Source organism: Rhodococcus sp. WMMA185, from assembly GCF_001767395.1.
In the GTDB taxonomy this organism is placed as follows: domain Bacteria; phylum Actinomycetota; class Actinomycetes; order Mycobacteriales; family Mycobacteriaceae; genus Rhodococcus_F.
On record NZ_CP017014.1, the window covers coordinates 428,999 to 453,515 of the forward strand.

General features: G+C 64.2%; 25 protein-coding genes and 1 tRNA gene. 12 read left to right on the forward strand and 14 right to left on the reverse strand.

All coding sequences use genetic code 11. The features are described from left to right. Positions 1-165: 165 nt before the first annotated feature. Positions 166-483, forward strand: a complete 318-nt coding sequence (locus BFN03_RS01795; protein ID WP_070377569.1) for a PadR family transcriptional regulator — start codon at positions 166-168, stop codon at positions 481-483. Beyond that, positions 480-1,787 carry an APC family permease gene (locus tag BFN03_RS01800; RefSeq protein ID WP_070377570.1) on the forward strand — a complete coding sequence of 436 codons (1,308 nt, stop codon included), beginning with the start codon at positions 480-482 and terminating at the stop codon, positions 1,785-1,787. Before BFN03_RS01795 ends, BFN03_RS01800 begins: the two co-directional genes overlap by 4 nt. Before the next feature lie 6 nt (positions 1,788-1,793). Here BFN03_RS01800 and BFN03_RS01805 read toward each other — a convergent pair whose 3' ends face one another. Beyond that, positions 1,794-2,273 carry a DoxX family protein gene (locus BFN03_RS01805; RefSeq protein ID WP_070380525.1) on the reverse strand — a complete coding sequence of 160 codons (480 nt, stop codon included), beginning with the start codon at positions 2,271-2,273 and terminating at the stop codon, positions 1,794-1,796. 260 nt (positions 2,274-2,533) lie between these two features. Between BFN03_RS01805 and BFN03_RS01810 the strand changes: the two genes are divergently transcribed. The 3 genes from BFN03_RS01810 to BFN03_RS01820 are packed head-to-tail and all read left to right on the forward strand — an operon-like array spanning position 2,534 to position 4,155. Next, positions 2,534-3,019 (forward strand): nuclear transport factor 2 family protein, encoded by a 486-nt coding sequence (locus tag BFN03_RS01810; RefSeq protein ID WP_070380526.1) that lies wholly within the window; start codon positions 2,534-2,536, stop codon positions 3,017-3,019. Between the two features lie 11 nt (positions 3,020-3,030). Further along, a complete protein-coding gene (locus tag BFN03_RS01815) occupies positions 3,031-3,444 on the forward strand; it encodes a VOC family protein (RefSeq protein ID WP_070377571.1) in 414 nt (137 codons plus the stop codon). 27 nt (positions 3,445-3,471) lie between these two features. Beyond that, positions 3,472-4,155, forward strand: a complete 684-nt coding sequence (locus BFN03_RS01820; protein WP_070377572.1) for a pyridoxine/pyridoxamine 5'-phosphate oxidase — start codon at positions 3,472-3,474, stop codon at positions 4,153-4,155. 45 nt (positions 4,156-4,200) lie between these two features. On the opposite strand, the gene BFN03_RS01825 is transcribed toward BFN03_RS01820, so the two are convergent. Then, positions 4,201-5,913, reverse strand: coding sequence for a peptide chain release factor 3 (locus tag BFN03_RS01825; RefSeq protein ID WP_070377573.1), 1,713 nt, complete (start codon positions 5,911-5,913; stop codon positions 4,201-4,203). Between the two features lie 205 nt (positions 5,914-6,118). Here BFN03_RS01825 and BFN03_RS01830 point away from each other — a divergent pair, with 205 nt between their 5' ends. Then, on the forward strand, positions 6,119-7,750 hold the full coding sequence (locus BFN03_RS01830) for a fatty acyl-AMP ligase (RefSeq protein ID WP_070377574.1): 1,632 nt from the start codon (positions 6,119-6,121) through the stop codon (positions 7,748-7,750). A 27-nt stretch (positions 7,751-7,777) separates the two neighbouring features. Here the strand turns inward: BFN03_RS01830 and pth are convergent, their stop codons facing one another. From pth to BFN03_RS01850, 5 genes are all read right to left on the reverse strand, one after another. Next, complete coding sequence (pth, locus tag BFN03_RS01835; RefSeq protein WP_070377575.1) at positions 7,778-8,350, reverse strand: aminoacyl-tRNA hydrolase; 573 nt, start codon at positions 8,348-8,350, stop codon at positions 7,778-7,780. Between the two features lie 140 nt (positions 8,351-8,490). Further along, positions 8,491-9,111 carry a 50S ribosomal protein L25/general stress protein Ctc gene (locus tag BFN03_RS01840; RefSeq protein WP_070377576.1) on the reverse strand — a complete coding sequence of 207 codons (621 nt, stop codon included), beginning with the start codon at positions 9,109-9,111 and terminating at the stop codon, positions 8,491-8,493. A gap of 13 nt (positions 9,112-9,124) precedes the next feature. Continuing rightward, on the reverse strand, positions 9,125-9,262 hold the full coding sequence (locus BFN03_RS20560; RefSeq protein WP_198163344.1) for a hypothetical protein: 138 nt from the start codon (positions 9,260-9,262) through the stop codon (positions 9,125-9,127). An 80-nt stretch (positions 9,263-9,342) separates the two neighbouring features. Beyond that, positions 9,343-10,824 carry an FAD-dependent oxidoreductase gene (locus BFN03_RS01845; RefSeq protein WP_070377577.1) on the reverse strand — a complete coding sequence of 494 codons (1,482 nt, stop codon included), beginning with the start codon at positions 10,822-10,824 and terminating at the stop codon, positions 9,343-9,345. 115 nt (positions 10,825-10,939) lie between these two features. Continuing rightward, complete coding sequence (locus BFN03_RS01850) at positions 10,940-12,115, reverse strand: aminotransferase class V-fold PLP-dependent enzyme (protein ID WP_070377578.1); 1,176 nt, start codon at positions 12,113-12,115, stop codon at positions 10,940-10,942. 219 nt (positions 12,116-12,334) lie between these two features. On the opposite strand from BFN03_RS01850, the gene egtA reads away from it, so the two are divergent. The 4 genes from egtA to egtD are packed head-to-tail and all read left to right on the forward strand — an operon-like array spanning position 12,335 to position 16,572. Next, on the forward strand, positions 12,335-13,549 hold the full coding sequence (gene egtA, locus BFN03_RS01855) for an ergothioneine biosynthesis glutamate--cysteine ligase EgtA (RefSeq protein ID WP_070377579.1): 1,215 nt from the start codon (positions 12,335-12,337) through the stop codon (positions 13,547-13,549). Further along, positions 13,549-14,853 (forward strand): ergothioneine biosynthesis protein EgtB, encoded by a 1,305-nt coding sequence (gene egtB, locus BFN03_RS01860; protein ID WP_070377580.1) that lies wholly within the window; start codon positions 13,549-13,551, stop codon positions 14,851-14,853. The genes egtA and egtB overlap by 1 nt, the downstream gene beginning before the upstream one ends. A gap of 1 nt (position 14,854) precedes the next feature. Beyond that, positions 14,855-15,601 (forward strand): ergothioneine biosynthesis protein EgtC, encoded by a 747-nt coding sequence (egtC, locus tag BFN03_RS01865; RefSeq protein ID WP_070377581.1) that lies wholly within the window; start codon positions 14,855-14,857, stop codon positions 15,599-15,601. Next, complete coding sequence (egtD, locus tag BFN03_RS01870; protein WP_070377582.1) at positions 15,598-16,572, forward strand: L-histidine N(alpha)-methyltransferase; 975 nt, start codon at positions 15,598-15,600, stop codon at positions 16,570-16,572. The genes egtC and egtD overlap by 4 nt, the downstream gene beginning before the upstream one ends. 30 nt (positions 16,573-16,602) lie before the next feature. On the opposite strand, the gene BFN03_RS01875 is transcribed toward egtD, so the two are convergent. The 7 genes from BFN03_RS01875 to BFN03_RS01905 form a co-directional block, all read right to left on the reverse strand. Beyond that, positions 16,603-17,172, reverse strand: coding sequence for a TetR/AcrR family transcriptional regulator (locus BFN03_RS01875; RefSeq protein WP_070377583.1), 570 nt, complete (start codon positions 17,170-17,172; stop codon positions 16,603-16,605). Continuing rightward, a complete protein-coding gene (locus BFN03_RS01880) occupies positions 17,173-18,390 on the reverse strand; it encodes a cytochrome P450 (RefSeq protein ID WP_070377584.1) in 1,218 nt (405 codons plus the stop codon). A gap of 58 nt (positions 18,391-18,448) precedes the next feature. Beyond that, a complete protein-coding gene (locus BFN03_RS01885; RefSeq protein ID WP_198163346.1) occupies positions 18,449-19,189 on the reverse strand; it encodes a hypothetical protein in 741 nt (246 codons plus the stop codon). A gap of 154 nt (positions 19,190-19,343) precedes the next feature. Continuing rightward, positions 19,344-19,985: a DUF2461 domain-containing protein gene (locus BFN03_RS01890; RefSeq protein ID WP_070377585.1), complete on the reverse strand. Its 642-nt coding sequence runs from the start codon at positions 19,983-19,985 to the stop codon at positions 19,344-19,346. Positions 19,986-20,008: 23 nt separating this feature from the next. Continuing rightward, positions 20,009-20,989 carry a ribose-phosphate diphosphokinase gene (locus tag BFN03_RS01895; RefSeq protein ID WP_070377586.1) on the reverse strand — a complete coding sequence of 327 codons (981 nt, stop codon included), beginning with the start codon at positions 20,987-20,989 and terminating at the stop codon, positions 20,009-20,011. Then, positions 20,986-22,488, reverse strand: coding sequence for a bifunctional UDP-N-acetylglucosamine diphosphorylase/glucosamine-1-phosphate N-acetyltransferase GlmU (gene glmU / locus BFN03_RS01900; protein WP_070377587.1), 1,503 nt, complete (start codon positions 22,486-22,488; stop codon positions 20,986-20,988). Before glmU ends, BFN03_RS01895 begins: the two co-directional genes overlap by 4 nt. Positions 22,489-22,612: 124 nt before the next feature. Then, positions 22,613-22,683: transfer RNA gene (locus BFN03_RS01905), tRNA-Gln, on the reverse strand. A 239-nt stretch (positions 22,684-22,922) separates the two neighbouring features. Here BFN03_RS01905 and BFN03_RS01910 point away from each other — a divergent pair. After that, positions 22,923-23,534: a TetR/AcrR family transcriptional regulator gene (locus BFN03_RS01910; RefSeq protein ID WP_232320573.1), complete on the forward strand. Its 612-nt coding sequence runs from the start codon at positions 22,923-22,925 to the stop codon at positions 23,532-23,534. Between the two features lie 115 nt (positions 23,535-23,649). Further along, positions 23,650-24,291 carry a ScbR family autoregulator-binding transcription factor gene (locus BFN03_RS01915; protein WP_070377589.1) on the forward strand — a complete coding sequence of 214 codons (642 nt, stop codon included), beginning with the start codon at positions 23,650-23,652 and terminating at the stop codon, positions 24,289-24,291. Positions 24,292-24,517: the final 226 nt, after the last annotated feature.

Sequence of the window (24,517 nt, forward strand, 5' to 3'; positions counted from 1 at the left end):
GTTGCCGCATAGCCCTCGTCGGTGATTCGGCCTACCATTACGGTAGCCGATATCGAAATCCGATAATTGAGGGTTGGTGCAGGTGATGGCTCACTTCGATTCTCTGCAACAGAGACCTGTTCCTGACTTTCGGTGCCCGTTTCACGGGTGCGATCGGAGCGTCCGATGAGTCAGTTTCTTCGCGGTGCAGTACGGCTCCACGTTCTCCACCACGCGTCTGAGAAGCCGATCCACGGGGCGTGGATGGCCGAGGAACTCGCCCATCACGGCTATCACATTTCGCCGGGCACCCTGTATCCGACCTTGCATCGGATGCAGTCCGACGGGTTGTTGACCTCTACCCACGAGGTTGTCGACGGGCGGACCCGCCGGGTGTACGCGATCACCGACAGCGGTCGGGCCGCGCTGGCCGAGGAACGGCACGCCCTGGCAGAACTAGCCCGCGAAATCCTCGGTCCCACCCACTTGGAAGAACCCTCATGAGTACCACACATCCCACGCTTGCCCGCCGACTCGACACCAAGGATGCTGTGGTCATCGGACTTGGGTCGATGATCGGGGCCGGCGTGTTCGCCGCATTCGGTCCCGCAGCGAGGGCCGCTGGTGCGGGCCTGCTGATCGGCTTGGCGATCGCCGCAGTCATCGCCTTCTGCAACGCAACCGCATCCGCTCAACTCGCGGCGACTTATCCGACGTCCGGGGGAACCTACGTCTATGGACGTGAGCGACTTGGACCGTGGTACGGATTCGCGGCCGGATGGGGATTCGTGATCGGCAAGATCGCCTCCTGCGCGGCAATGGCGCTGACATTCGCGTCCTACGCGGTGCCGGGGCCGTGGTGGGTACAGCGCCTGGTCGCCGTGGTGGCGGTGCTCGCCCTAGCCGGTCTGAACTACCGCGGAGTGACCCGGACGGCCCTGTTGACGCGAATTCTGGTCTTCTGCACGTTGGTTGCGCTCATGGTGGTCGTTCTCGGAATCGCGTTCAGCGGCGGGGCCGACCCTTCTCACCTCGGTAGCGCGGGTGGGTGGTGGTCGGGCGGCTTCTACGGGATCCTGCAGTCGGCGGGACTGCTGTTCTTCGCGTTCGCGGGGTACGCGCGGATCGCGACGATGGGGGAGGAGGTCAAGGACCCGGCCCGCGTCATACCGAAGGCGATCACGGTCGCCCTTTCGATGGCGGTCGTCATTTACCTGATCGTCGGGGTCTCGGTGCTGCTCGGCGCCGGAGCGGACCGGCTTGCTGCTACGACGGCGCCACTGGCCGAGGCGGTCCGTGTGGCCGGGGTCGGGACGCTGGTGCCGGTGGTGGCACTGGGCGGCGCATTGGCCAGCCTCGGTGCCCTGCTCGCCCTGATCACAGGTATAGGCCGGACCGGCCTGGCTATGGCCCGCAATCGTGATCTGCCGAAGTGGCTCGACGCGGTGCACCCACGCTACGGGGTTCCCCATCACGCCGAGATCGCACTTGCGATTGTGGTCAGCGCGCTCGTACTGACGGTAGACCTGCGTGGCGTGATCGGCTTCTCCTCGTTCGGGGTGCTGGTCTACTACGCGATCGCCAACGCGTCGGCATACACCCAACCTGCCGAGCAGCGTCGGTGGCCCCGCTGGCTGAACGTCCTCGGTGTGCTCGGGTGTCTGATCCTGGTCGTCACGCTGCCTCCGACGTCGGTATTGGCCGGAGTCGTCATGTTCGCTGTCGGGTTTGCCATCCGCGCTTTCGTTCTGTGGAGGCGGAGCCACGCCCAGGCTCCGCAGGAGGAGGGACTCGCCCGGGCGGATTGATCTGCCTCATGACGCCTCCGGGGCTGGGACTTCTCGCACTCTACGCCGACGTGCCTGCCTGGCGAGCCAGGCGTCGAGAGAGATCCGGCCCGGGCCGAGAAGAATAAGTGCGATCAGACCAAGCAGCATCGACCAATCGGCGCGGGCCTCGTGGGCCATGTCCCAGAAGCCCCGCAGTTGTGGGCTCAGACCGCTGGCCCCCCACATGATCGGGATCTTGGTGAGAACGATGGCCAGCGAGATGTCCACCAGCAAGGGTATAGCTGCCACGCGGGTGAGCAGTCCCACGAGAATCATCAGGCCGAGTACCGTCTCGGCGAGCCCGTCGAGATAGCCGAAGAAGTAGGGGGCGGGCACCGGAACGTCCTCGAAACGCCCGCCGCCGAGCTCGTCGGGGTACAGGAACTTCTGAATGCCCTCGGACAAGAACACCGCACCGACGAGGATCCGGAGGAAGATCAGCGCCCCCGGACCATCCGCCTTCAGCCAGCGCGTCCATCGGGTGTCACCTTCAAGATGTGTCACCATAATCGTCTCCCGATGTCGATTTCCGATATCTGCCCTTCGACGGTACCGACGTCTCTCGAGTCGAGCGCGCTGGACTACTTTGTTACCTTTTCGTGTCCTGGATCTCAGTAGTAGCCTGCATGATCCGCATCAAACCAGGGAATTACAGATGCACCTATAGATCCTCGGACCGATCTGCAGTCCAAGGCTTACATGTGCGCTGCACAGGAGGCGGGGTCATGGATTTCGAAGATCTCGAAGCGATCAAGAATATAGAGCAGCTCAAGTATCGCTACTCCCGTGCGCTCGACACCAAGTCCTGGGTCGAATTCGCGGATACGATGGTTCCGGATGTCACCGCGACGTACAGCGAATACCTCACCTTCGATTCTCGTGACACTTTCGTGTCCTTTCTCGCGAACACACTCGGCACCCGCGTGATCACCGAACACCAATGCGGCCAGCCAGAAATCACGGTTACTGGCGATACGGCAGTAGGGGTGTGGTTTCTCGCAGACACGACGATGATTCCCGAGGACGGAATGCTGCTGCGCGGATCCGCCTACTATCACGATCGCTATATGAGGTGTTCGGACGGAAAATGGCGGATCACATACACCGGATATGAACGCACCTGGGAATCGGTGGCGGAACTCTCGGATCTGCCGAGTTTCCGGCTCACCTCCAACAAGTGGGCGATGGCGCAGCCTCCGCCGTCCATGTGAGGTAAGAGCAGATGTCTTCGAAGAGCCCGGTTCCCGGTGCGCTGCCGTACCTCACGGTGCGGCGCGGAGCCGAGGCCATCGACTGGTATTCAAAGGTCTTCGGCGCAGACGTCGTCGGCGAACCCATCATCATGGAAGACGGCCGGGTAGGTCACGCCGAACTACGGTTGCCCACGGGAATGATCTATCTGGCCGAAGAGTTCCCCGAAATGGGCCTGACCGCGCCGGAATCCGGTTCGACATCGGTGAGCCTGATGTTGCCGGTCGAGGACCCCGATGACGTCCTGGCGAAAGCCCACGATGCAGGGGGAACCGTGGAGCGGTGGATTTCGGAAGGACACGGCCACCGCAATGCCACTCTCATCGACCCATTCGGTCATCGGTGGCTGCTCGTCGGACCGATGGATGCCGCCACGCCTGGCTGAGGGTCGGGGCCGCGATAATGTCGGCACATGTCGACTGAACCCGACCCCGCGTCGTATCCGGACACCCGCGCTTGGATTCGCGCTCTTCCTGCGCTCAGCGGCGTCACACTCCCGTTCGCGAAGGTATTGCCGGACACGCCCTGTGAGTTGTTTCTGCAGTGGATCAGGGAGGCTGTCGCCGCCGATGTTCCCGAACCACAGGCCGCGGCACTGTCGACAGTGGATGCTGACGGGCGCGCCGACTCCAGGTTCCTACTGCTCAAGGACGTGAGCGAGACGGGATTCTGGTTCTCCGGTGACGCGCACTCGCCGAAAGGGCGCGATCTGGCATCGAATTCCTCTGCGGCACTCACCTTCTACTGGCGCGAATTGGGCAGGCAGGTGCGGGTGCGGGGATCTGTGAAGGAGGGCGAGGCGGCAGTGTCGGCTCGAGACTTCCGGGAACGTTCCGTCACCGCGCGGGCTGTGGCTGCCGCCAGTCGACAGAGTGAGGTGTTGGGCGATCCCGCCGAATACGACCGCGTCGTCGCGGCCGCGGTCGCTCGGATCGAAGCCGATCCCGACTTCGTCTCGGACAGCTGGCGGGCATGGTGCCTGGTCCCCGATAGCGTCGAGTTCTGGCAGGCAGACCCCGGACGCCGGCACCAGCGGCGGCTCTATCGGCGGGGTGCCGAAACGGGAGGGTGGACCGTAGCGGAGCTGTGGCCCTGACCTGTAGCGGTGGGCGCGAGTCGAGGTGGCGGACGCTTACGGGTGTCAGTCGGCTGTGGCGACGAGAGGCTCGAGTGTGAGGTCGGGTAGCTCTTTCTGGATGTACTGCAGCCGCCACTTGTCGCTGACGAGTGCGAGCAGAACCCCGTCCGATCGGGTGAAGACCTCGACGCCGCGTTGACGGTTCAGTTCGTCGGCGGACGCCGCGTCGGTGCGCCGCGCCAGGGCGTAGCCGAGCGGTTCCATGCGGGCCTCGACGTTGAACTCAGCCTTCATCCGCGCCGCGACCACCTCGAACTGCATCGGCCCGACTGCCGCCATGACGGGTGAGGCGTCGCCGCGGATGTCGTTGCGCAGGATCTGCACCACACCCTCGGAGTCGAGCTGATCCACAGCGCGACGGAACTGCTTGTACTTGCCTGCGCTTTCGGCCCTGAGGATCGAGAAGTGTTCCGGGGCGAACGACGGGATAGGTGGGAATTCCACCTTCTTGTCGAGAAACAGAGTGTGCCCCGGCGCGAGCGCCGTGGCGTTCACGAGGCCCACCACGTCGCCTGGGTACGCGGATTCGACCGTCGAACGTTCACGGCCGAATACGGTTTGGGCGTACTTGGTCGTGAAGGGCTTCCCCGTCTGGGCGTGGGTGACGACCATGCCGCGCTCGAATACGCCCGACACGATGCGCATGAACGCCAGCCGATCGCGGTGCGCCGCATCCATGCCTGCCTGGACCTTGAAGACGACGGCACTGAACGGGTCGGTGACTTCGCGTGGGGTGCCGGCAATGTCCTCCCGGACGCTCGGCGCGGGAGCCAACCCCACAAGGGTGTCGAGGATCTGACGGACACCGAAGTTGAGCATCGCGGACGCGAAGATCACCGGCGACGTCTGGCCGGCGAGGAACAACTCCTGATCATGGTCTTGCCCGGTGGCTGAGAGCAGTTCACTCTCCTCCACGGCGGTTTCCCACTCGGAGCCCTCCTTGGCGAGGGCTGCATCGGCGTCCATGACCTCTTCCGGTGCGATCTTGGCGCCACCGGCCGTGCGTGTGAATCGGATGTACTCGCGCGGGGCACCTTCCTCGCCGCGACGCAGCAGTCCACGAAAGTCCCCGGCGATGCCCACGGGCCAGTACAGGGGTGTGGGGGTGAGGCCGATCCGCTCCTGGATCTCGTCGAGCAGCTCGAGTGGTGTTCGGCCCGGACGGTCCCACTTGTTGATGACCGTGACGACCGGGATTCCGCGGTGACGACACACTTGGAACAGCTTCAGAGTCTGCGGCTCGAGGCCCTTCGCCGCGTCGATGAGCATGACGGCGGCGTCGACCGCGGTCAGGACGCGGTAGGTGTCCTCCGAGAAGTCGGAGTGACCCGGGGTGTCCACCAGATTGATCACGCTGTCGGCGGTTTCGTCCGCCACTTCGGTGGATCGGTAGTTGAACTGCAGCGCCGTGGAACTGACCGAGATTCCTCGTGCCTTCTCCATCTCCATCCAGTCGGAGACGGTCGATTTTCGCCCCGCCTTTCCGTGGACGGCGCCGGCCTCGGAGATGACCTTCGCGTGCAGGGCGAGAGCCTCGGTCAGCGTAGACTTACCTGCGTCGGGATGCGAGATCACGGCGAACGTCCTGCGTCGGCGCGCTTCGGCCGAGACACCCGTGTCGGATCTTCCCCGAGTCGAGTTGGACGGGACGGCACCGCCGTCAGTTGATGCCGACTCGGCTTGTGTGGTGTCGGCCGAGTCGGACGGGGTAGTCAACGAAGAACCTCGCGGGGGCTTGAATGGGTGCAGGGGACCGTACGGTCGGACACCAGGTTACTCGGTTGCCGAAGGCGACCTCTCAGCGCACTGCCAGCGGAGAGTAACGCTCGGACCCTGTTCCGCTATTTACGGGGAAATCATCGGAGCGCTCCGGAATGAAGGATTTCTGTGTTCTGGCACCCGCAGTGCAGGAGGAGAGACCTTGAGCAAATTCACCGACGAGATGTACGCGACCGCGAAGAGCAGCGCCCGTGGTCTGACAACGGGTGAGCCGGACGCTCCCCTGCGACAGTCATGGGGAGAGATCCACCGTGCGGCGCGCCGCATGGCGGGTGCGCTTGCCGGGGTGGGAATCGGACACGGCGACGCGATCGGCATTCTGGCTGGTCAGCCCGTCGACATTGCGCCCTCATGCCAGGCCACGTGGATGCGCGGCGCGTCGGTCACGATGCTGCATCAGCCCACACCCCGAACCGACCTCACAGTGTGGGCCGCGGACACCGAAAAGGTGATCTCCATGATCGACGCGAAGGCGGTCATCCTCGGCGCGCCTTTCGACGCAGCCAAGCCACTGCTCGAGGAGCGCGGGATCCTGGTGGTTGCGGTGGAGGAGTTGAATAGCGGCACCGAGATCGAACCCGTTCATACGCACGAGAGCGACATCGCACTGCAACAGCTCACGTCCGGTTCCACCGGATCGCCCAAAGCGGTGCAGATCACGCACGAAAACTTCTACACCAATGCCTACGCGATGATCGATCGCATCAAGTTCTCCATCGAGGACGATGTGATGGTCAGTTGGCTGCCGTTGTTCCACGACATGGGGATGGTCGGATTCCTCAGCGTCCCGATGCAGGTTGGCGCCGAAGTCGTGAGCATCACCCCGTTGGACTTTCTTCGCTCACCTCTGCTGTGGGCGGAACTGATGGGCAAGTACAAGGGGACCGTCACAGCAGCCCCGAACTTCGCGTACTCGCTGTTGGCCCGCCGCTTGGCGCAGGCAGAGGACGGTGCCGTCGACCTCAGCACGGTTCGGTACCTGTGGAACGGCGCCGAACCCGTCGACCCCGACACCATGGAGGCGCTCGCCAGCGCCGGTGAGCGGTTCGGCTTGAGCCCGTCCGCGATCGCCCCCGCCTACGGCATGGCGGAGACCACGCTCGCAGTGTCCATCCCCGACCCCGGGGAGGGCCAGGTTCTCGACTACATCGACCCCGACCTGCTCGAGGCGATGCAGCGGGCGGTGCCGTCGAACAAACCGAACGCACGCCCTCTTGCCACGCTCGGAAAGATGGTGCCGAATCTCGAAGCCCGGATCGTCGACACCGAAGGCGAGGTGCTCCCCACCCGCGGAGTAGGGATCATCGAGGTGCGAGGCAAGGCAGTCACACCTGGCTACATCACTGTCGACGGGCACAAACCCGCGCAGGACGCCGACGGCTGGCTCAACACCGGCGATGTCGGTTACTTCACCGAAGAAGGTCTCGTCGTGGTGTGTGGACGAGTCAAGGACGTCATCATCATGGGCGGCCGCAACATTTATCCGACCGACATCGAGCGTGCCGCCGGCAAGGTCGCCGGAGTGCGCCCGGGGAACGCGGTGGCGGTTCGCCTGGACGCCGGCCAGAAGAGGGAGAGCTTCGCCGTTGCGGTCGAGACCAATGCTTATCAGGATCCCGAGGAGGTCAAACGGATCGAACACGAAGTCGTGCACGAGGTTTTCTCCGAGGTGGGGGTGCGGCCCCGCACGGTGGCCGTACTCGGTCCGGGCAGCATTCCCAAGACGTCCTCGGGCAAATTGCGCCGCACCACGTCCGCGTCCCTGGTCGGCTAGCAACCACCCGGCGGGGCGGTGCAGCGACTAGTGCAGCCGGTTCTGTGCCGCCTCGAGCCCGGTCCGCAGCAGCAGTTCGACCGCATCGGCCGCCTGTTCGCAGACAACGTCGAGCTCTTTGCGTTCGATCGTCGAGAACGGTTTGAGCACATACGATGCCGGGTCCATACGCCCGGGCGGGCGTCCGATGCCGATTCGGGTCCGAAGGTAGTCCTTGGTGCCCAGTGAACTCGAGATGGAGCGCAGGCCGTTGTGTCCGCCCTCACCGCCACCCTGTTTGAGGCGAATGGTCCCGAAGTCGAGGTCGAGCTCGTCGTGGATCACCACGATCCTGTCCGGGGCGATCGAAAAGAATCGGGCCAGTCCGGATACGGCATTTCCGGACAGATTCATGAACGACCGTGGTTTGGCGAGGATGGTCGGCCGGCCCTCCAGACGTCCCTGGAGAATTTCGGCGCCGCTCTTCTTGTGCACGCCGAACTTGCCACCCATGCGCCCGGACAGCACCTCGGCCACCATGAATCCGATATTGTGCCTGGTCTTTTCGTATTGCGAGCCGGGATTGCCGAGGCCCACCACCAAAGTGGCGTCTTCACTCACCGACGGCGTCCTTCCTTGTGCGAGGGCCTTCCCAATTGACAGGTCTCGTGAAACGGCGGCGGCGCGTCATCCCGGACCACCGTCCGGGATGACGCGCCGCCGCCATCAGTGCGATGGCGAGAGGATCAGCTCCCGGCGCCCTATTCGGCCGGTGCCTCTTCGGCTTCGGCCTCCGCCTCGGCTGCCTCGGCCGGCTGCTCCTCGAGATCGGCAGCGGTCGGCGCCGCGACGATGTTGACGAGGAGCAGATCCTCGTCGGCCTGCAAGGTTGCGCCCTTGGGCAGCTCGATCTGACCGGCCAGGATCTGGGTTCCGATCTCGAGGCCGTCGACGGAGACCTCGATCTGCTCGGGAATCTTCAGCGCGTCAACCTCGAGAGAGACGGTGGTTGCGTCCTGCGTGGTCATGGAGCCGGCAGCGGCCTCGCCGGTGACGACGACGGGAACGTCGACGGTGACCTTCTCGCCCTTCTTGATCACGAGCAGGTCTGCGTGCTCGATGTACTTGCGGATCGGGTGGACAACGACGGACTTGGTGAGCGCGACCTGCTCCTTGCCCTCGATGTCGAGGGTCAGGACGGCATTGGTGCCGTGCGCGCGCAGGATGGCGGCGAAGTCGCGGGAGGGCACGTTCAGGTGCCGGGGATTCTCGCCATGGCCGTACAGGACTGCGGGGACCTGGCCGTCGCGGCGGGCACGGCGGGCGGCACCCTTGCCGAACTCGGTACGGACAGCGGCTGCGAGGCGATTTTCGTCGGACATGGTGAAACGGCTCCTACAACTCAAAGCGGATCAATGGCGGTCGGTTCGAGTCGACGAGGACGAACGCGCGACGGCCAGGAGCGAAACGCTCGAGCAAGACCGTGGCCACGTCGATCACGGTGAGCCAGCCGATTGGAATCTTCCAGTTCACCCTCGCCGAGACAACTGGACAAACTCTACCGGACGGCGCGCTGACCTGCTAATCGGGTGCACGCCGATGAAGTCGACCGGCTATCGCGAGTGGGATTGGCCAGCCGCGGTGATCCCGGCGCGACGTCCGTAGAAGCTGCCGTCTCCGAGCGAGGTGCCACTGGCATACCCACCGGCGCACACACCCGACGTGCAGCGCCCCGCGGCGAAGAGGCCGGCAATGGGCTCGCCCGACACGTGCAGCACCTCGGAGCGGATCGTCGTCCGCAGTCCGCCCAGGGGGAAGCCGAGCGTGAACCCGCGCAGGTCCAGTGCCGCGACCGGTGAGCCAATCGGTTTCACCCACTCGGCCTTCTTGTGCAGCAATGGGTCCTCGCCGTTTCGGGCATGCTCGTTGTACACCTCGATGGTGGATTGGAGCGCGCCCGCAGGCAGTCCCACATCGGATTCGAGTTCCGCGACGGTCTCGGCCACCCAGGTGGGTTTCACACGCAGGAAGGGAGTGGCGGTGGTAGCGGCGACGCCCTCGTCGTAGGAGGCCTCGTCGATGATGAGGAACGCCTGGTTCTCCTGGTGGAACAGGGTCATCTGGCCGATCCGCCCCGAATACGTGTCCTCCGGAACATAGCGCTGACCACGCCCGTTCACGAGAATGCCACGAGCCGCCAACTGCGGATCGCACACGAAGGCAACCTCGGTCGCGTCCATGTGGGCGAGATCGGCGCCCAGTGCCTGTGCCATCAGGATCGAACGGCCGTCGTGCTCCTCCACGGCTGCGCCAGGACGTCCGATGAGCAGGGGCGCGTGGGCGGCGACCATCCTTTCGTTGTACGCGAATCCACCGGAAGCGAGGATGACACCGCGTCGTGCCCGGACAGCCACCTCCTTGCCGTACTGCCTGGCGATAACCCCGACCACGCGGGTGGTGTCGTCGATGATCAGTGTCTGCACACGCATGTCGTATTCGGCACGGACGCCGAGCTTTTCGGCGGTCTCGACGAGAGGCTTCATCAGCATGTAGCCTCCCCCCTTCTCGCCGGTGCGCTTGTCGGACATCTGCGGGACGTGACCGCGCGGCGCGGGTGTCGCGATTTCGTTGAACGGCGCCGCATTCTCTCCGCCGGAGTACATGAGACCGTCGTCGAACGGTGGCTCCCAACCGGGTTCGCCCCAGAAGGTCTGCTTGAACGGGACGCCACAGTCGACCAGCCAGTTGTAGTGGTCGACGCTGCCGTCGCAGTAGTCGGTGATCTTCTCCTCGTCGGCACCAGGGCCGAGCGCCGACATCATGAACTTCTTCATGTTCTCGGGGGAGTCGTCGAAGCCACATGCCTTCTGGAGTGGCGTCCCGCCACCGAGATAGATCAATCCGCCCGCAAGAGCGGCGGCGCCACCCCATCCGCTGGTGCGTTCGAGCACAAGGACCTCGGCGCCCGCACGCGCAGCCTCGATGGACGCGCAGACACCGGCGATGCCGTAGCCGACCACCACCACGTCGGACTCGTAATCCCAATGGGAGACCTCTGCTGCAGGCCGGGGTCGGATCGTGGCGGAATCTGCCATGGCTGAAGTCCTCTCGGGCGGTCAGGCGCGATGCGGTGGCGTTAGCCCCCAGACCGTAACCCGTGATGCGGCGGTGAGCCCGCAATATCGGTGCCCGAATGTCTCGAGAATCTGCCTATTTCGCGAGTGTTCGTACCTCCGAGAGGAATCGGTCGAGGTCGTCAGGGGAGCAGAAGTAGTGCGGCGACGCCCGCACCACGGAATCCAGGCTGCGGGTGTTCATGTCCAGCAAGGTCGATCCCCGCAGACTGGACGTGACTGTGACCCGGCGTGCCGCCAACCGGCTGGTGACGTCTGCCGGGTCGAGACCGTCGACGGTGAACGACACTATTCCGCAGCGCCTCGCGCCGAGATCACGCACGGTGACACCGCTGATCGATGCGAGTCCGGAACGTAGGTGCTCGGCGCCGGCCAGCACAGCGGCCTCCACCTCCTGTGGACCGAGGTCGAGGAGATAGTCGACGGCTACACCGAGTCCGAGGCGTGCCGCGACACTGCACTCCCAGGTCTCGAACTTGCTTGCATCGGTGGATGGCCGGTACGCATCGGCAGCCGTCCACTCTGCGCTGTGTAGGTCGAATGAGGCTGGTTCGAGTGTCGCAATCAGTTCCGGGCGGACGTACAGGAATCCGGTGCCCCGCGGTCCGCGCAGCCATTTGCGGCCGGTGGAGGAGAGGGCATCGACGCCGAGTTCGTTCACGTCCAGCGCTATCTGACCCACGGACTGGCATGCGTCGAGCAGGACCAGCGCCCCGTGTGCGTGAGCGAGATCCGACACCTCACGAACGGGATTGACGAGTCCGCCGTTGGTGGGCACATGCACGAGCGAGACCAGGCGGACGCGGTCGTCGAGAAGCTCTTCGAGGGCCGCCACGTCGATCTGCCCGGTGGGGTCGCTCGGGATCACATCGATCGTCGCCCCTGCCGCGTTGGCCCGTCGCAGGATCGAGATCGCGTTGCTGGCGTACTCGACTTCCGAGATCAGCACACGGTCGCCTGCCTCGAGTGGGACGGCGTGGAAAAACCTGTTCCAGGCGGTGGTTGCACCGTCCGTCAGCGCAATGCTGTCGGGATCCGCCCCTATCAGCCGGCCCAGAGAGTTTCTTACTCCAGCGAGGTCGTCGGACCGTTCGATGGCCGCAACATAGCCGCCGACCTCGGCCTCGCGGCGAAGGTGCGCGACCATCGAATCCAGAACCTGCGTCGGCGGGAGAGAGGACCCCGCGCTTTCCAGGAAGACCTTGTCGAGGCAGCCGGGGGTGTCCCGTCGCGCCTGCTCAAGGTCGAGCATGTCTGAAAACCTCCCTCTGTGCGTTGGATAGCCCCTGCACAGCGAATCGCGGGTTGAACAGCCCTGTTCGGTGGTTCAACCGTGCAGCGATTCGACGGTGCAGTGGATCGACTCGACGGTACCCGCGGGTTCGAAAAGAATTCCGATGATGCGTGCATCGAGCGGCGCGTGCCTCTAATGTCGATTAGGACATTCAGGCGTCGCCCGAGTGGGGGTGTAATGCGTAGCGCAGTACGTTCGGTCGGACGAACCTGCCTCACTTCGAGACCGGCGGCAGAGGCGTACGTCGGTGGTGTGTGCTTCAAGCTGGGTCCACCGCAGTTGATCGGCGCGGAATTGGAGTGGCTCACCGCGCAACCCCCAGGCCATGCGCGTCCCGACCTCGCCTCGCTGGCCGCAGCACTCGGGCCACACACACCCCGAACAATCAATCCCGCTTCCCCAGCTCAGCCCCTCCCGGGTGGTAGTGCCGTCACGGTCGAACCCGGCGGGCAGATCGAATTGTCCAGCGCTCCCTGGCGCTCCGCACGAGAGTTGTGCGACTACCTCGCCGCTGACCGAGCAGTCCTCGCAGACCTCCTGTCTTCCGAATCCATCTTCATGGCATCCGAGGCCGCCGATAGCCGTCGGCCCGCCCATCGGCTCCTGCAGTCGCCGCGATACTGCGCCATGGAGGAACGCTTCGCCGGGATAGGACCGTTCGGGAAGCTGATGATGTGCAACACCGCGGCAACGCAAATCAGCGTCGACGCGGGCGCGGATGCGGCAGCAGTGGAACAACGGTGGCGTTTGCTGCATGCGATCGGGCCCGCGCTGGTTGCGGCCTTCGCGTGTTCGACCCGACTGTTCGGGATTCCCGACGGAGAGTGGGCCTCGCAACGAATGCGTACCTGGCTCGAACTCGACGCATCCCGCACCGTCGGCCCTCCGAGCAGTGCCGACTATGCGGCGTGGGTATTGGATGCGCCGCTATTGTGCCTGCGCAACGAGGGCGGAGATTGGACGCCCCCTTCCCCTGTGACGTTCGGGGACTGGGTGGACGGAGCCTTGGACGACGAGATCGGTCGGCCGACGTCTGCCGACCTCGACTACCACCTCACCACGTTGTTCCCGCCCGTGCGGGCTGCGGGCCACCTCGAGGTGCGCTACCTCGACGCGCAGCCGGGCGATTTGTGGCGAGTGCCGATCGCGGCTATCGATGCGTTGCTTTCGGGTCCGGGGGTGATGACCGAGGCGCTCGATGCGGCCCTCCCCACGGCAGATCGCTGGCGGGACGCGGCCGAATTCGGCCTCCGTGACGTCGAACTGAGAGCTGCGGCAACAGCTTTGCTTTCTCTAGCAGCATCGTATTCGCCTGACCCCGAGTTCGTCAGGCTGCTCGATGCCGCCGCCGAACGATGTTGCCGGGGCCGCGCCCCGGGGGAGGAATACTGATGGGTACCCGCGAGAAGATCGAGACCGTGCTGACCCGAGCACGTGCGCGCACCGCCGGACTGACAGATTGTGTGGACGAAGCCGATCTCGTGGCGCAGCATTCGCCACTGATGAGTCCGCTCGTGTGGGATCTGGCGCATGTCGGCAACCAGGAAGAACTGTGGCTCGTCCGCGACGTCGGCGGCCTGGAGCCGGTTCGCCGCGATATCGACGAGTTGTACGACGCATTCAAGCATGCGAGAAACACGCGGCCCTCGTTGCCGCTGCTCGACCCGGACGAATCCAGAGCGTACGTTCGCACGGTTCGTGACAAGACGTGGAACGTTCTCGACAGCAGTACCTTCCGTGGTCGGCCGCTCGAGGAGAACGGATTCGCCTTCGGCATGATCGCCCAGCACGAGCAGCAGCACGCCGAAACGATGCTCGCCACGCATCAACTACGTTCCGGCCCAGCGGTACTGACCGCCGAGAACGCACCGGCTGTCGGATCGGCGATAGCCGAGGACGAAGTGTTGATTCCCGCCGGAGAGTTCACCATGGGAACCTCTGACGATCCGTGGGCTCTCGACAACGAGCGCCCAGCGCATCGTGTGCACCTTCCGGCGTTCGTGATCGACGCCGCCCCGGTCACAAACGGCCGGTACCTCGAGTTCATCGACGACGGCGGTTACCAGCGCCGAGAACTGTGGAGCGAACGGGGGTGGGCGCACCGCCTCGAGGCGGGACTCGAGGCCCCGCAGTTCTGGGTGGACGACGGATGTGGAACCTGGTGGCGACGCAAGTTCGGTGTCATCGAACCCCTGCACTTCCAGGAGCCGGTACTACACGTCTGCTTCTTCGAGGCAGAGGCGTTCGCGCGGTGGGACGGTAAGCGCCTGCCGACGGAAGCGGAGTGGGAGAAGGCGGCGCGTTGGGATCCGTTTACCGGCAGGTCACGCCGATACCCGTGGGGTGATGACGAACCCGACAAGTCTCTGGCGAATCTCGGTCAGCGGCATCTCGGTCCGGCGGCGGTCGGGGCATACCCGTCGGGTGCGTCCCCTCTTGGCGTCCATCAGCTGATAGGCGATGTCTGGGAATGGACATCGTCGTCCTTCGAGCCCTATCCGGGGTTCACGGCGTTCCCGTACAGGGAGTATTCCGAGGTTTTCTTCGGCGGCGACTACCGGGTGTTACGGGGCGGTTCATTCGGTACCGATCCGGTGGCATGCCGTGGGACCTTCCGCAACTGGGACCACCCTGTCCGCAGGCAGATCTTCTCCGGATTCCGTTGTGCACGGGATCTGCCGGAGGGCGACCGCTGAGATGTGCCGACACCTGGGCTATCTGGGGCCGGACCAATCGGTAGGCGATCTCCTCGTTCAAGGAGAGAACTCGCTGTTGAACCAATCGTTTGCGCCGCGTGACATGCGTGGCGGCGGAACGATCAACGCAGATGGGTTCGGTGTGGGGTGGTGGGGGGCGGACGGGTTCTCGCGCTACCGCAGCGATCAGCCGCTCTGGTCCGATCCCGCTCTGCAGGAGACCTTGCCGAGCATTCATTCCGGTGCCGTCGTCGCTGCAGCGCGTTCGGCGACGGTCGGAATGCCGGTGCAGCGCACTGCATGTGCACCGTTCTCGGACGACGAGTGGGCGTTCAGTCACAACGGGGTCGTAACCAGATGGCCGGAATCTCTCGGAGAACTGGCCGCCGACCTGCCGTCTACCGATCTGCTCCAGCTCGAGGCACCGACCGATTCGGCGGCGTTGTGGCTACTGCTACGACGCCTGCTAGGCGAGTACGACCCCGAAAAGGCCCTGGCCACCCTCGTCACCGCCGTGATTGCCGCCGCGCCGCAGTCACGATTGAACCTGCTATTGGGAAACGGCCAGGAACTATGGGCCACCACCTGGTATCACTCGCTGTCCGCGTTCGTGGACGACGAGCGGGCCATCGTCAGTTCCGAACCCTATGACGACGATCCGAATTGGCAAGCAATCCCGGACCGGCACCTCGTGGTTGCGCGCCCGGGGCACCTGATAGTAACGCCGCTCGAGATTGGAGCCTCATGACCAGAACACCGTCGCTCGATGTGCATCTACAGCCCGATCAGCTCAAGGCCGCATTGCGGAAGGACGCTGAGGCAGGGTTGACGTCGAGTCCGAAGTGGTTGCCGCCCAAATATTTCTACGATGCTCGCGGGAGCGAGTTGTACGAGCAGATCACGGTACTGCCCGAATATTATCCGACGCGTACCGAACGGGAGCTGCTCAGGCGTTTCGCCCGGGACATCGCGGCCGCGGCGTCACCGGAGATCCTGGTGGAACTGGGGTCCGGGTCATCGGAGAAGACCCGGCTCCTACTCGATGCCGGGGTTGCGCACGGATCTCTCCATACGTATGTACCGCAGGACGTCTCCGCGTCGGCGCTCGCGGCTGCCGCAGAGCAGATCGCTGCGGAGTTCCCGAGTCTGGCCGTTCACGGTGTGGTCAGTGACTTTTCGAAGTCGCTGCACCACCTTCCACGAGGAGGGCGCCGCACGATCGCATTTCTCGGCGGCACCATCGGAAACATGGTGCCCGGCGAGCGAGCCGAGTTCCTTTCCGGCATCGCGGACGTCCTCGAGCCCGGTGAGTACCTGTTGATGGGCGCAATACTCGTCACCGATCCTTCGGTCTTGGTCGCGGCGTACGACGACGCCGCCGGGGTGACGGCGCAGTTCAACCTCAACGTGTTGCAGGTACTCAACACGCAACTGAACGCCGATTTCCCTGTGGAGGACTTCCGGCACGTCGCACTGTGGGATCGTGAGAACGCGTGGATCGAGATGCGTCTCGAAGCCGCGCGCGCGATGTCGGTCCGGATCAAGGAGTTGGATCTCGACATCGAGTTCAGTGCGGGAGAGCAACTGCGGACAGAGATCTCGGCCAAGTTCACGCTCGACGGAATCGTGAAGGAGTTGGCGGATGCGGGATTCGCCGTCGAACGAACCTGGACGGACCCCGACGACCGCTTCGCGCTACTGGCCGCTGCACGGGAGTGAGCGCCGCGGGTGGTGTCTCGCCAGTGCCACTCAAGTGGTGGGTGCGATGAGAACTGGCGCGACGAACTGTTCGAGCATTTCGCGCTCGTCGTCGGCGTCGGTTCCAGGGACGGTGAGCAGTGACACTATGACTCGCACGAGCCAGCGGGCCTTGCGGGAGGTCTGCTCGTCCTCGACGTCGGCATGGCCGAGGAACGCCTTGCCGAGAGATTCGATGACATCGGACGAGTCCGCGATCTGGGCGGCGAGTCCGGAGTCTCCGAGCTGGAACCATGCTGCCAGGGCCGGATCCGCCCGGACGAGTTCGATCGCGGCCAACATCGCGCTCACGATCACTTCGCCGGCATCGCCCGACCGCGGCACTTTGGCCGCGATCAGGGAACCTATTCGCCGAGCCTCGCGGTGAACGAACGCGAGTTGCAGTGCCTGACGGCTGTCGAAGTACCGGTAGAGGGTGGCCCGCGAACATCCTGCCGCCCGGGCGATGTCCGCCATGCCGACCGCTGCGATGCCCTTCTCGACGTATAGCTGCGCGGCGGTGTCGAGAATGCGCTCGCTGGCATGCAGCGGTCGTTCGTCGCGCATCCAGTCGGAGCTCACTTACCCGACCGCCTGGAACGGGACGCTCGTCGGTCGACGCACGTAGTTGCCCTCCGCATAGATGACGGCGTCGATGTCGACCGTGAAGTCGGGACAGCGGGCGAGCAGTTCCTCCAAGGCCACCCGTGCCTGCATTCGCGCTGCGGCCGCTCCGAGGCAGTGGTGAACTCCGTGACTGAATGTGAGGATCTGCGTGGGCTGGCGTCTGACATCCAACTCGTCTGCGTCGGCCCCGTACCTGCGGGGGTCGCGGTTCGCCGAGCCGTACAGCAGCAAGGTCTTTCGGCCTCGAGGAATGGTGACGCCCTCGATCTCGACGTCACGCGTCGTGGTGCGGGCCAGGCCCTGCACCGGAGAAGTCAGGCGAAGTAGTTCCTCGACGGCATCGCCTATCAGCTCGGGGTGGTCGATCAGCGTCTGCCGTTGGTCGCGATGCGCGGTGAGCAACTGTACCGAGCCGCCCAGCATTCCGGTTGTCGTGTCGTTGCCGCCCGTCACCATCGTGAATGCGAAACCGAGGATGGAAAGCAGACCGCTGACGTCACCGTCGGCACCCATTCCCCCCGCGATCAAGTGCGAGATCGTGTCGTCCCCCGGTTCGGTACGGCGCCGCTCGATCAGGGTAGTGAAGTACCCCATCATTTCGGTGACCGCTCCGCTGGCCTCGAGAGTGTTTCCCGTCGCGTTGGCCGCGACGATCGCCTCCGTCCACACGTCGAATCGGGCCCGATCTTCTTCGGGAACGCCGAGATAGTGTGCGACAACCATGCTCGGGAGCGGTTTGAACAGTGCCTTCACGATGTCACCCTCGCCGGCCTCGCGGAGTTGTTCGATTCGCTCCACAACGAAGGCCCGAACGTCCGGTTCCACCGCTGTGACCTGCCGCGGCGTGAATCCTTTCGACACCAGACGCCGGAACGCGGTGTGGGCCGGTGGATCGAGCATGACCAGCGGTGGGTTGTCCTGCAGGCCGATCTTCTCCAACTCACCGTATGTCGTGGTGAGGCCATCGGCGGAGGAGAACGTCTCGGCATCACGGGCCGCCGTGTAGACGTCGTCGTATCGGGACAGCACCCAGTAGTCGTTTTGCGGTTCACGCGCGGGAATCACGTGGTGGACCGGATCGTGATCGCGGAGGTCGGCGTACATCTGCCATGGGGCACGCCACGATTCTCCGGACCTGGGCACGAATGAGACGCTCGACACATGTGCAGTCATGTATCGATACTGAGACACATGAGGCGATGTGTCAATGGCAACTTGTCGAGCGCGGCGCCTACCCGGTTGCCGCGATTCGCGCCTTCTCGAGCGCTGCGAGGGTGCGCAGCACGGTGGCACGCTGCTTCTCGAGATCGCTGACGCGCGCGCGGGCGGCAAGGCCGACGGGTTCGCCGATGAGGTTCATCTGCGCGTCGATGGCCGAGAGTTGATCGAGCAGGCCCGTCACCCGAGACTCGAGCGCTGCCACATCGACGGTCTCAGTGGGTGCTGCGGCTGGACGGGTGGCTTGCGCGCGGGTCGCGTTAGTGCCTGCCGCGCGGGTGGCTTTGGTGCCTGCCGTGCGGGTCGCGCTGGCGCCGGCCGCGTGGGTTGCGCTGGTGCCACCAGAGGTAGACGGGGAAGACGTACCCGAACCTGAGGTGCCCGGGTCCGATACCACCGTTGCCGCACGGGGTCGGAGCGCTTTGCGAACGTCCGCCGGGTCGGGGAGTTCCGGCAGTCTCACCTCGTTGAGTTCGCGGCGCGCGTTGCGGGCGTTGACGCGGTGCTCGCGCTCTTCTTCGTCGTCCGACTGTAGGGTGCCGCCGAGCGGGCGCAGGCCGTACATTCCGACGAAGTGGCGGGCTTCGTCGATCACCGACTCCTTCTCGCGGCAAGTGCCGCAGCGTGGCTCGTTGCGAAACAATTCGACGGCGTTGTCGTCTCCGCACCACACACACGACCCCGGCGACCAACGCCTGACGTTTCGAATTTCAGCGATATCGGTAGGGCTGGAGAGAGTCTGCGCGTCAATCACGACGGTCCACAGTAGGTCAACTCGAGCCTGCGAATTGCATCGCTGTGATTGCGACCTGCGATTCTGCGAGCGAGCGTGATGAAGATCATGTCTCGACACGTTTGAGGTCTGGGAAAAGCAGTGTGGCACACTGCTTTTCCCAGACCGGTAGGTCTTATTCGGGTTCGCCGACCGTGGCGGTCAGCCAGTCGACGAGTGGCCGCATGTCACGCCAGGCCGCTCGTACTTCTTCGGCTACCCGGGCGGTCTCGATCCAGTCAGGCGAGAGGTAAACCTTGCTGGCGGTGAGGGATTTGTGGCGCATCAACTCCAGTCGAGGGTGATCCTCTGCGACACCGCGGGGGCGTGTTTTGAGTTTGTTGCCACCGATTTCGTACCCCGCAGCCTCCACCTTCTTCACAATCCGCTCGAGCTGGCGGCCGCTACGGTCGTCGTCGACGGCGTCTCGGAAGCGTGTGAGCTGGGCCGGGGTATCCGCGTAGAAACCGCCGGCGACGAAAAGGCCTGAAGCGTCGATCTGCACGTAGAAACCGACGCCGTTTCGCGTCTGCACGAACCCGCCCTGATGGGTCTTGTAGGGCGTCTTGTCCTTCGAGAACCGCACATCACGGTAGGGGCGAAACACCTTGCCTGCGCCGAACTCCGACTCGAGTTCGGCGAGCAAGGCGACCATGGGTGCGCGCACGGAATCGTCGTAGACGCCCTTGTGCGCAGTCCAGAAGCTCTTACTGTTGTCTGCCTCGAGGTCTTCGTAGAAGTCGAGGGCAGCGATGGGTATCCCGGTGAACTCGGTCATACCACAACAGTAGGGTCAGCGACCTACGCGTTGCCGTTGAACAGCGATGTAACCGAGCCGTTCTCGAAGACTTCCTTGATCGTGCGAGCCAGGAGCGGTGCGATGGACAGCACCGTCAGCGCCGGAAACTTCTTCGACTCGTCGATCGGGAGGGTGTTGGTGACGATGACTTCCTTGGCGCCGCAGGCTGCCAGGCGCTCGGCAGCGGGATCGGAGAGCACGCCGTGGGTGGCGGCGATGATCACGTCGCCCGCGCCCGCCTCCTGGAGGATCTTCACTGCGCCGGCGATCGTTCCGCCGGTGTCGATCATGTCGTCGATCAGGATGCAGGTGCGGCCCTCGACCTCACCGACGACACGGTTGGACTTGACCTGGTTGGGCACCAGTGGGTCGCGGGTCTTGTGGATGAACGCCAGTGGGGCGCCACCGAGGGTGTCGGCCCACTTCTCGGCGACGCGGACGCGACCGGAGTCGGGTGAGACGACTGCGATGTTCTCGGTGCCGTAGTTGGAGCGGATGTACTCGGCCAACTGCCCCTGGGCGTGCATGTGGTCGACCGGGCCGTCGAAGAAGCCCTGGATTTGATCGGTGTGCAGGTCGACCGTGATGATGCGATCGGCTCCCGCCGTCTTGAGTAGGTCTGCAACGAGACGAGCGGAGATAGGCTCACGTCCCCGGTGCTTCTTGTCCTGGCGGGCGTAGGGATAGAACGGCAGGACGGCGGTAATGCGCTTGGCCGATCCGCGCTTGAGCGCGTCGATCATGATCAACTGTTCCATCAACCACGTATTGAGTGGGGCCGGGTGGCTCTGCAGCACGAAGGCGTCCGATCCTCGGACCGACTCGTGGAAACGCACGAAGATCTCGCCGTTTGCGAAGTCACGTGCGGTCTGCGGGGTGACCCGCACATCGAGTTCCTTCGCGACCTGTTCGGCCAACTCCGGATGCGCGCGACCAGAAAAAAGCATGAGGTTCTTCTGGTTGTCGATCCAATTCGCGGTCACTGCTCTGAGCCATCCTTAGGTTCTTGCTGATCATTTTCGTGCAAATCTGGAGTGCGGTGCGATCCCGCAGCCTCTGCTGCCTCGGCAGCGGCGGTCCCGGGCCGATTGCGCTGCACCCATCCGTCAATATTGCGTTGCTTTCCACCGGAGACCGCGAGTGCCCCTGGTGGTACGTCGAAACGCAAGACCGTCCCGGCGCCGGTGTATGCGCCGTCACCGACCTGTACCGGAGCGACGAACATGGTGTCCGACCCGGTTCGGACGTGTGATCCTACAACCGTCCGACTCTTGTCGACGCCGTCGTAGTTGACAAACACGCTCGACGCACCGATGTTGGTGTGCTCGCCGATCGTGGCGTCACCAACATAGGTGAGGTGCGGAACCTTTGAGTGCGAACCGATGTCGGCGTTCTTCGTCTCGACGAATGCGCCGAGTTTGCCGGCGGCACCGAGCACCGTGCCGGGGCGCAGATAGGAGAACGGACCGACCTCGGCCCCTGCGCCGATCGTCGATTCACAGCCGTGAGTGCGCACCACGCTGGCGCCTTCACCCACCGATACGTCGGTGAGGGTGGTGTCGGGACCGATGATCGCGTCGTCGGCGACGGCGGTGGAACCGAGCAATTGGACTCCAGGATGGACGGTGACGTCACGACCGAGTGTGACGTCGACGTCGATCCACGTGGTCGATGGATCGACCACGTTGACGCCCTCCCGCATCCAGTTCTCGACGGTGCGGCGGTTGAGTTCGGCAGCCAACGCCGACAACTGAACACGATCGTTGGCTCCCGCGACCTTCACGGCGTCTGCCAGATGGGCGCCGAGGACGGGTTTGCCCGCCGAGCGGGCGATCTTCACCGCATCCGTGAGGTACAACTCGCCTTGCGCGTTGTCGGTGCTCAGTCGACCGAGCGCAGAGCGCAGGAACTGGGCATCGAAGGCGTACACGCCGGAATTGACCTCGGTGATGGCGGCCTGTTCCCCGGTGGCGTCCGCCTCCTCCACGATCTCGGCGATTCCGCCGTCGCTCGGCTGGCGGACGATGCGACCGTAGCCCGTGGGGTCGGGCGCGGTGAAAGTAAGCACGGTGACGGCCGCCTCGGCCGACTCGCTGTGGTGCTCGTCGATCAGGGCACGAAGTGTGTGGCAGTCGAGCAGAGGAACGTCGGCGGCAGTGACGAGAACGATGCCGCGAAAGTCGACGGGGAGGGCGGACAGGGCGCACTCGACTGCATGCCCGGTGCCCTTCTGTTCTTCCTGAATAGCGATGGCGATAGGACGGCCGAGTTCGGTTTCGAGGTTGCTGACCGCTGCGCTGACGCGTTCTTTCTCATGTCCGACGACGGTGACGAGGTGGACCGGGTCGATCTGTGAGGCGGCGCGGAGGGAGTGGGCCAGCATCGTCCGTCCGCCCAGTTTGTGAAGCACCTTGGGGGTCTTGGACCGCATCCGAGTTCCTGCGCCGGCAGCGAGGACGACCACCGCAGTCTGCACTGGCATGAAGCTCCTCTGGTCGTTCCACTTTTGTTGCTCTGACCTGCATAAAGCAGGCTCCGCGCTCAGGCCCCGAAAGAACCCCGGAGGCTCCGCGCGCACGCCCGTGAAAGCGCTCCGCAGGCTCGCGCTCCGCCGCCAGGACTCGAACCTGAACTATCTGAACCAAAATCAGAGGTGCTGCCATTACACCACGGCGGATTGCCGCGCTCACGGGTCGTTGTGCCCGATTACGCGAAAGAATCCTCGCATGCCGACCCGCCACACGTCGAACCGCTTCGGAAATTTGTGACACGCACACCGATAGAGTAGGCGCTGCCTGCAGTGTTTCTGTGCCACTTTCGCGGCACCTCCCGCTGTGACGGTCAGGAAAGGATGGTGTTTCGGTGCCCCGAGCCACCGATAGCGGTTCGCCCCCCGAGCGGGTTGCGCGAACCCGGATGACCGGTACGCAACGCCGGGAGCAACTCATCGAGATCGGCCGGGCCCTGTTCGCGGAGAGAGGCTACGAGGCGGCGTCGATCGAGGAGATTGCTCAACGGGCGCAAGTCTCCAAGCCGGTCGTGTACGAGCACTTCGGAGGCAAGGAGGGGCTCTATGCCGTGGTCGTGGACCGCGATATGTCGCGGTTGCTCGAAATGATCACGTCCTCGCTGACGCAGAATCGGTCCCGGATCCGGGTCGAACGGGTTGCCCTGGCGTTGCTGACGTACGTCGAGGAGCACACGGACGGGTTCCGGATCCTCGTTCGCGACTCTCCGGTGGCGGCACCGGACGGCACCTACTCGAGTCTTCTGAACGAGGCCATCGGCCAGGTGGGACACATCCTCGCCGGCGATTTCGAGCGCCGGGGATTCAATCCCGATCTCGCCCTGCTCTATGCGCAGGCTCTCGTGGGCATGGTGTCGACAACCGCGACATGGTGGCTCGACGAACGGACGCCGCCGAAGGAGGTCGTGGCCGCGCACTTGGTGAACCTGTGCTGGAACGGGCTGACCAATCTCGAGGCGGATCCGCAGTTGGGTACTGACCAACCACCGGCGTCGGAATAAGGAACAGGTTCTCATCCTCCGACTTGCGGTCTAATATCGGCGGCGCCAAGCCTATGGGGTGCTAGGGTTTGCGGGGATTATTCGCCCCGCCGGGGGGTTGTTCGGAAGGCGGTCGATGGCGAGACAGGTTCGGGCAGAGGTTACTCGGGCTTCGGTGCTTACTGCTGCAGCCGACGTATTTCTGCGCCTCGGCTATGCCAACGCGGGGCTCAACGAGATCATCGAGCAGTCCGGTGTCACCAAGGGAGCGCTGTACTTCCACTTCAGTTCCAAAGAAGATCTTGCCCGTGGAGTGGTCGATGAGGGCCAAGTCCGGCTCGGTGCCGAAGTGACCTCCGCGAGGGACGGGTCTGCCCCGGCGCTGGAAGCACTGGTCGCACTGTCCTACGTTGCCATCGAAAAGGCCAGTTCCGATCCGATCGTCGCGGCGATGCTGCGCTTGCAGCATGAGATCGGCGACTACCAGGGCACGCAGGGCAACCTGGTCCTCGCATGGCTGGAAGGCTTCGAACGGCTTGTTGCTCGAGCTGTCGAGGAGGGCGACATCCTTGTGGAGGACGACGCCGCCGCGGCGGCGCTGCCCACATTTCTGCTGAGCTCGTGGATGGGCGCCTATGTCGTCGCGAGCGCGACCGACGCATTCGACGATCTGCCTCGCCGAATCGAGCGGGTTTGGTACCTCATACTTCCTGGCCTGGTGGACGGATCGAAATTGGCGTACTTCAGGCAGTTCGCCTCTCGCCGTTTGTTGCGCTAGCGAATAAGTTTCGATACTAATAGACACGATCCGGCGTATTAACAAACTTCTGGTATGTATTTCACGCAGTGACGCATCTCTTTGATTTTTTCCGTGAATCGGAGTGCAGGGTCTCGGCTGGGGCCAACCATGGAGTCGGACATTGCGAAATCAATGTCGCAAACTGTAAACAGTCGACGATGCGGGCGATGCTTGAGTGAAATTCCGTCCCCGAATTGTTTGGGGC

Excerpts from the sequence above, each read along its gene's own strand:
- BFN03_RS01795 (WP_070377569.1), top strand. The coding sequence starts at position 166 with ATGAGTCAGTTTCTTCGCGGTGCAGTACGGCTCCACGTTCTCCACCAC.
- BFN03_RS01800 (WP_070377570.1), top strand. The coding sequence starts at position 480 with ATGAGTACCACACATCCCACGCTTGCCCGCCGACTCGACACCAAGGAT.
- BFN03_RS01810 (WP_070380526.1), top strand. The coding sequence starts at position 2,534 with ATGGATTTCGAAGATCTCGAAGCGATCAAGAATATAGAGCAGCTCAAG.
- BFN03_RS01815 (WP_070377571.1), top strand. The coding sequence starts at position 3,031 with ATGTCTTCGAAGAGCCCGGTTCCCGGTGCGCTGCCGTACCTCACGGTG.
- BFN03_RS01820 (WP_070377572.1), top strand. The coding sequence starts at position 3,472 with ATGTCGACTGAACCCGACCCCGCGTCGTATCCGGACACCCGCGCTTGG.
- BFN03_RS01840 (WP_070377576.1), bottom strand. The coding sequence starts at position 9,111 with ATGTCCGACGAAAATCGCCTCGCAGCCGCTGTCCGTACCGAGTTCGGC.
- BFN03_RS01845 (WP_070377577.1), bottom strand. The coding sequence starts at position 10,824 with ATGGCAGATTCCGCCACGATCCGACCCCGGCCTGCAGCAGAGGTCTCC.
- BFN03_RS01850 (WP_070377578.1), bottom strand. The coding sequence starts at position 12,115 with ATGCTCGACCTTGAGCAGGCGCGACGGGACACCCCCGGCTGCCTCGAC.
- egtA (WP_070377579.1), top strand. The coding sequence starts at position 12,335 with ATGCGTAGCGCAGTACGTTCGGTCGGACGAACCTGCCTCACTTCGAGA.
- egtB (WP_070377580.1), top strand. The coding sequence starts at position 13,549 with ATGGGTACCCGCGAGAAGATCGAGACCGTGCTGACCCGAGCACGTGCG.
- egtC (WP_070377581.1), top strand. The coding sequence starts at position 14,855 with ATGTGCCGACACCTGGGCTATCTGGGGCCGGACCAATCGGTAGGCGAT.
- egtD (WP_070377582.1), top strand. The coding sequence starts at position 15,598 with ATGACCAGAACACCGTCGCTCGATGTGCATCTACAGCCCGATCAGCTC.
- BFN03_RS01880 (WP_070377584.1), bottom strand. The coding sequence starts at position 18,390 with ATGACTGCACATGTGTCGAGCGTCTCATTCGTGCCCAGGTCCGGAGAA.
- BFN03_RS01890 (WP_070377585.1), bottom strand. The coding sequence starts at position 19,985 with ATGACCGAGTTCACCGGGATACCCATCGCTGCCCTCGACTTCTACGAA.
- glmU (WP_070377587.1), bottom strand. The coding sequence starts at position 22,488 with ATGCCAGTGCAGACTGCGGTGGTCGTCCTCGCTGCCGGCGCAGGAACT.
- BFN03_RS01910 (WP_232320573.1), top strand. The coding sequence starts at position 22,923 with ATGACCGGTACGCAACGCCGGGAGCAACTCATCGAGATCGGCCGGGCC.
- BFN03_RS01915 (WP_070377589.1), top strand. The coding sequence starts at position 23,650 with ATGGCGAGACAGGTTCGGGCAGAGGTTACTCGGGCTTCGGTGCTTACT.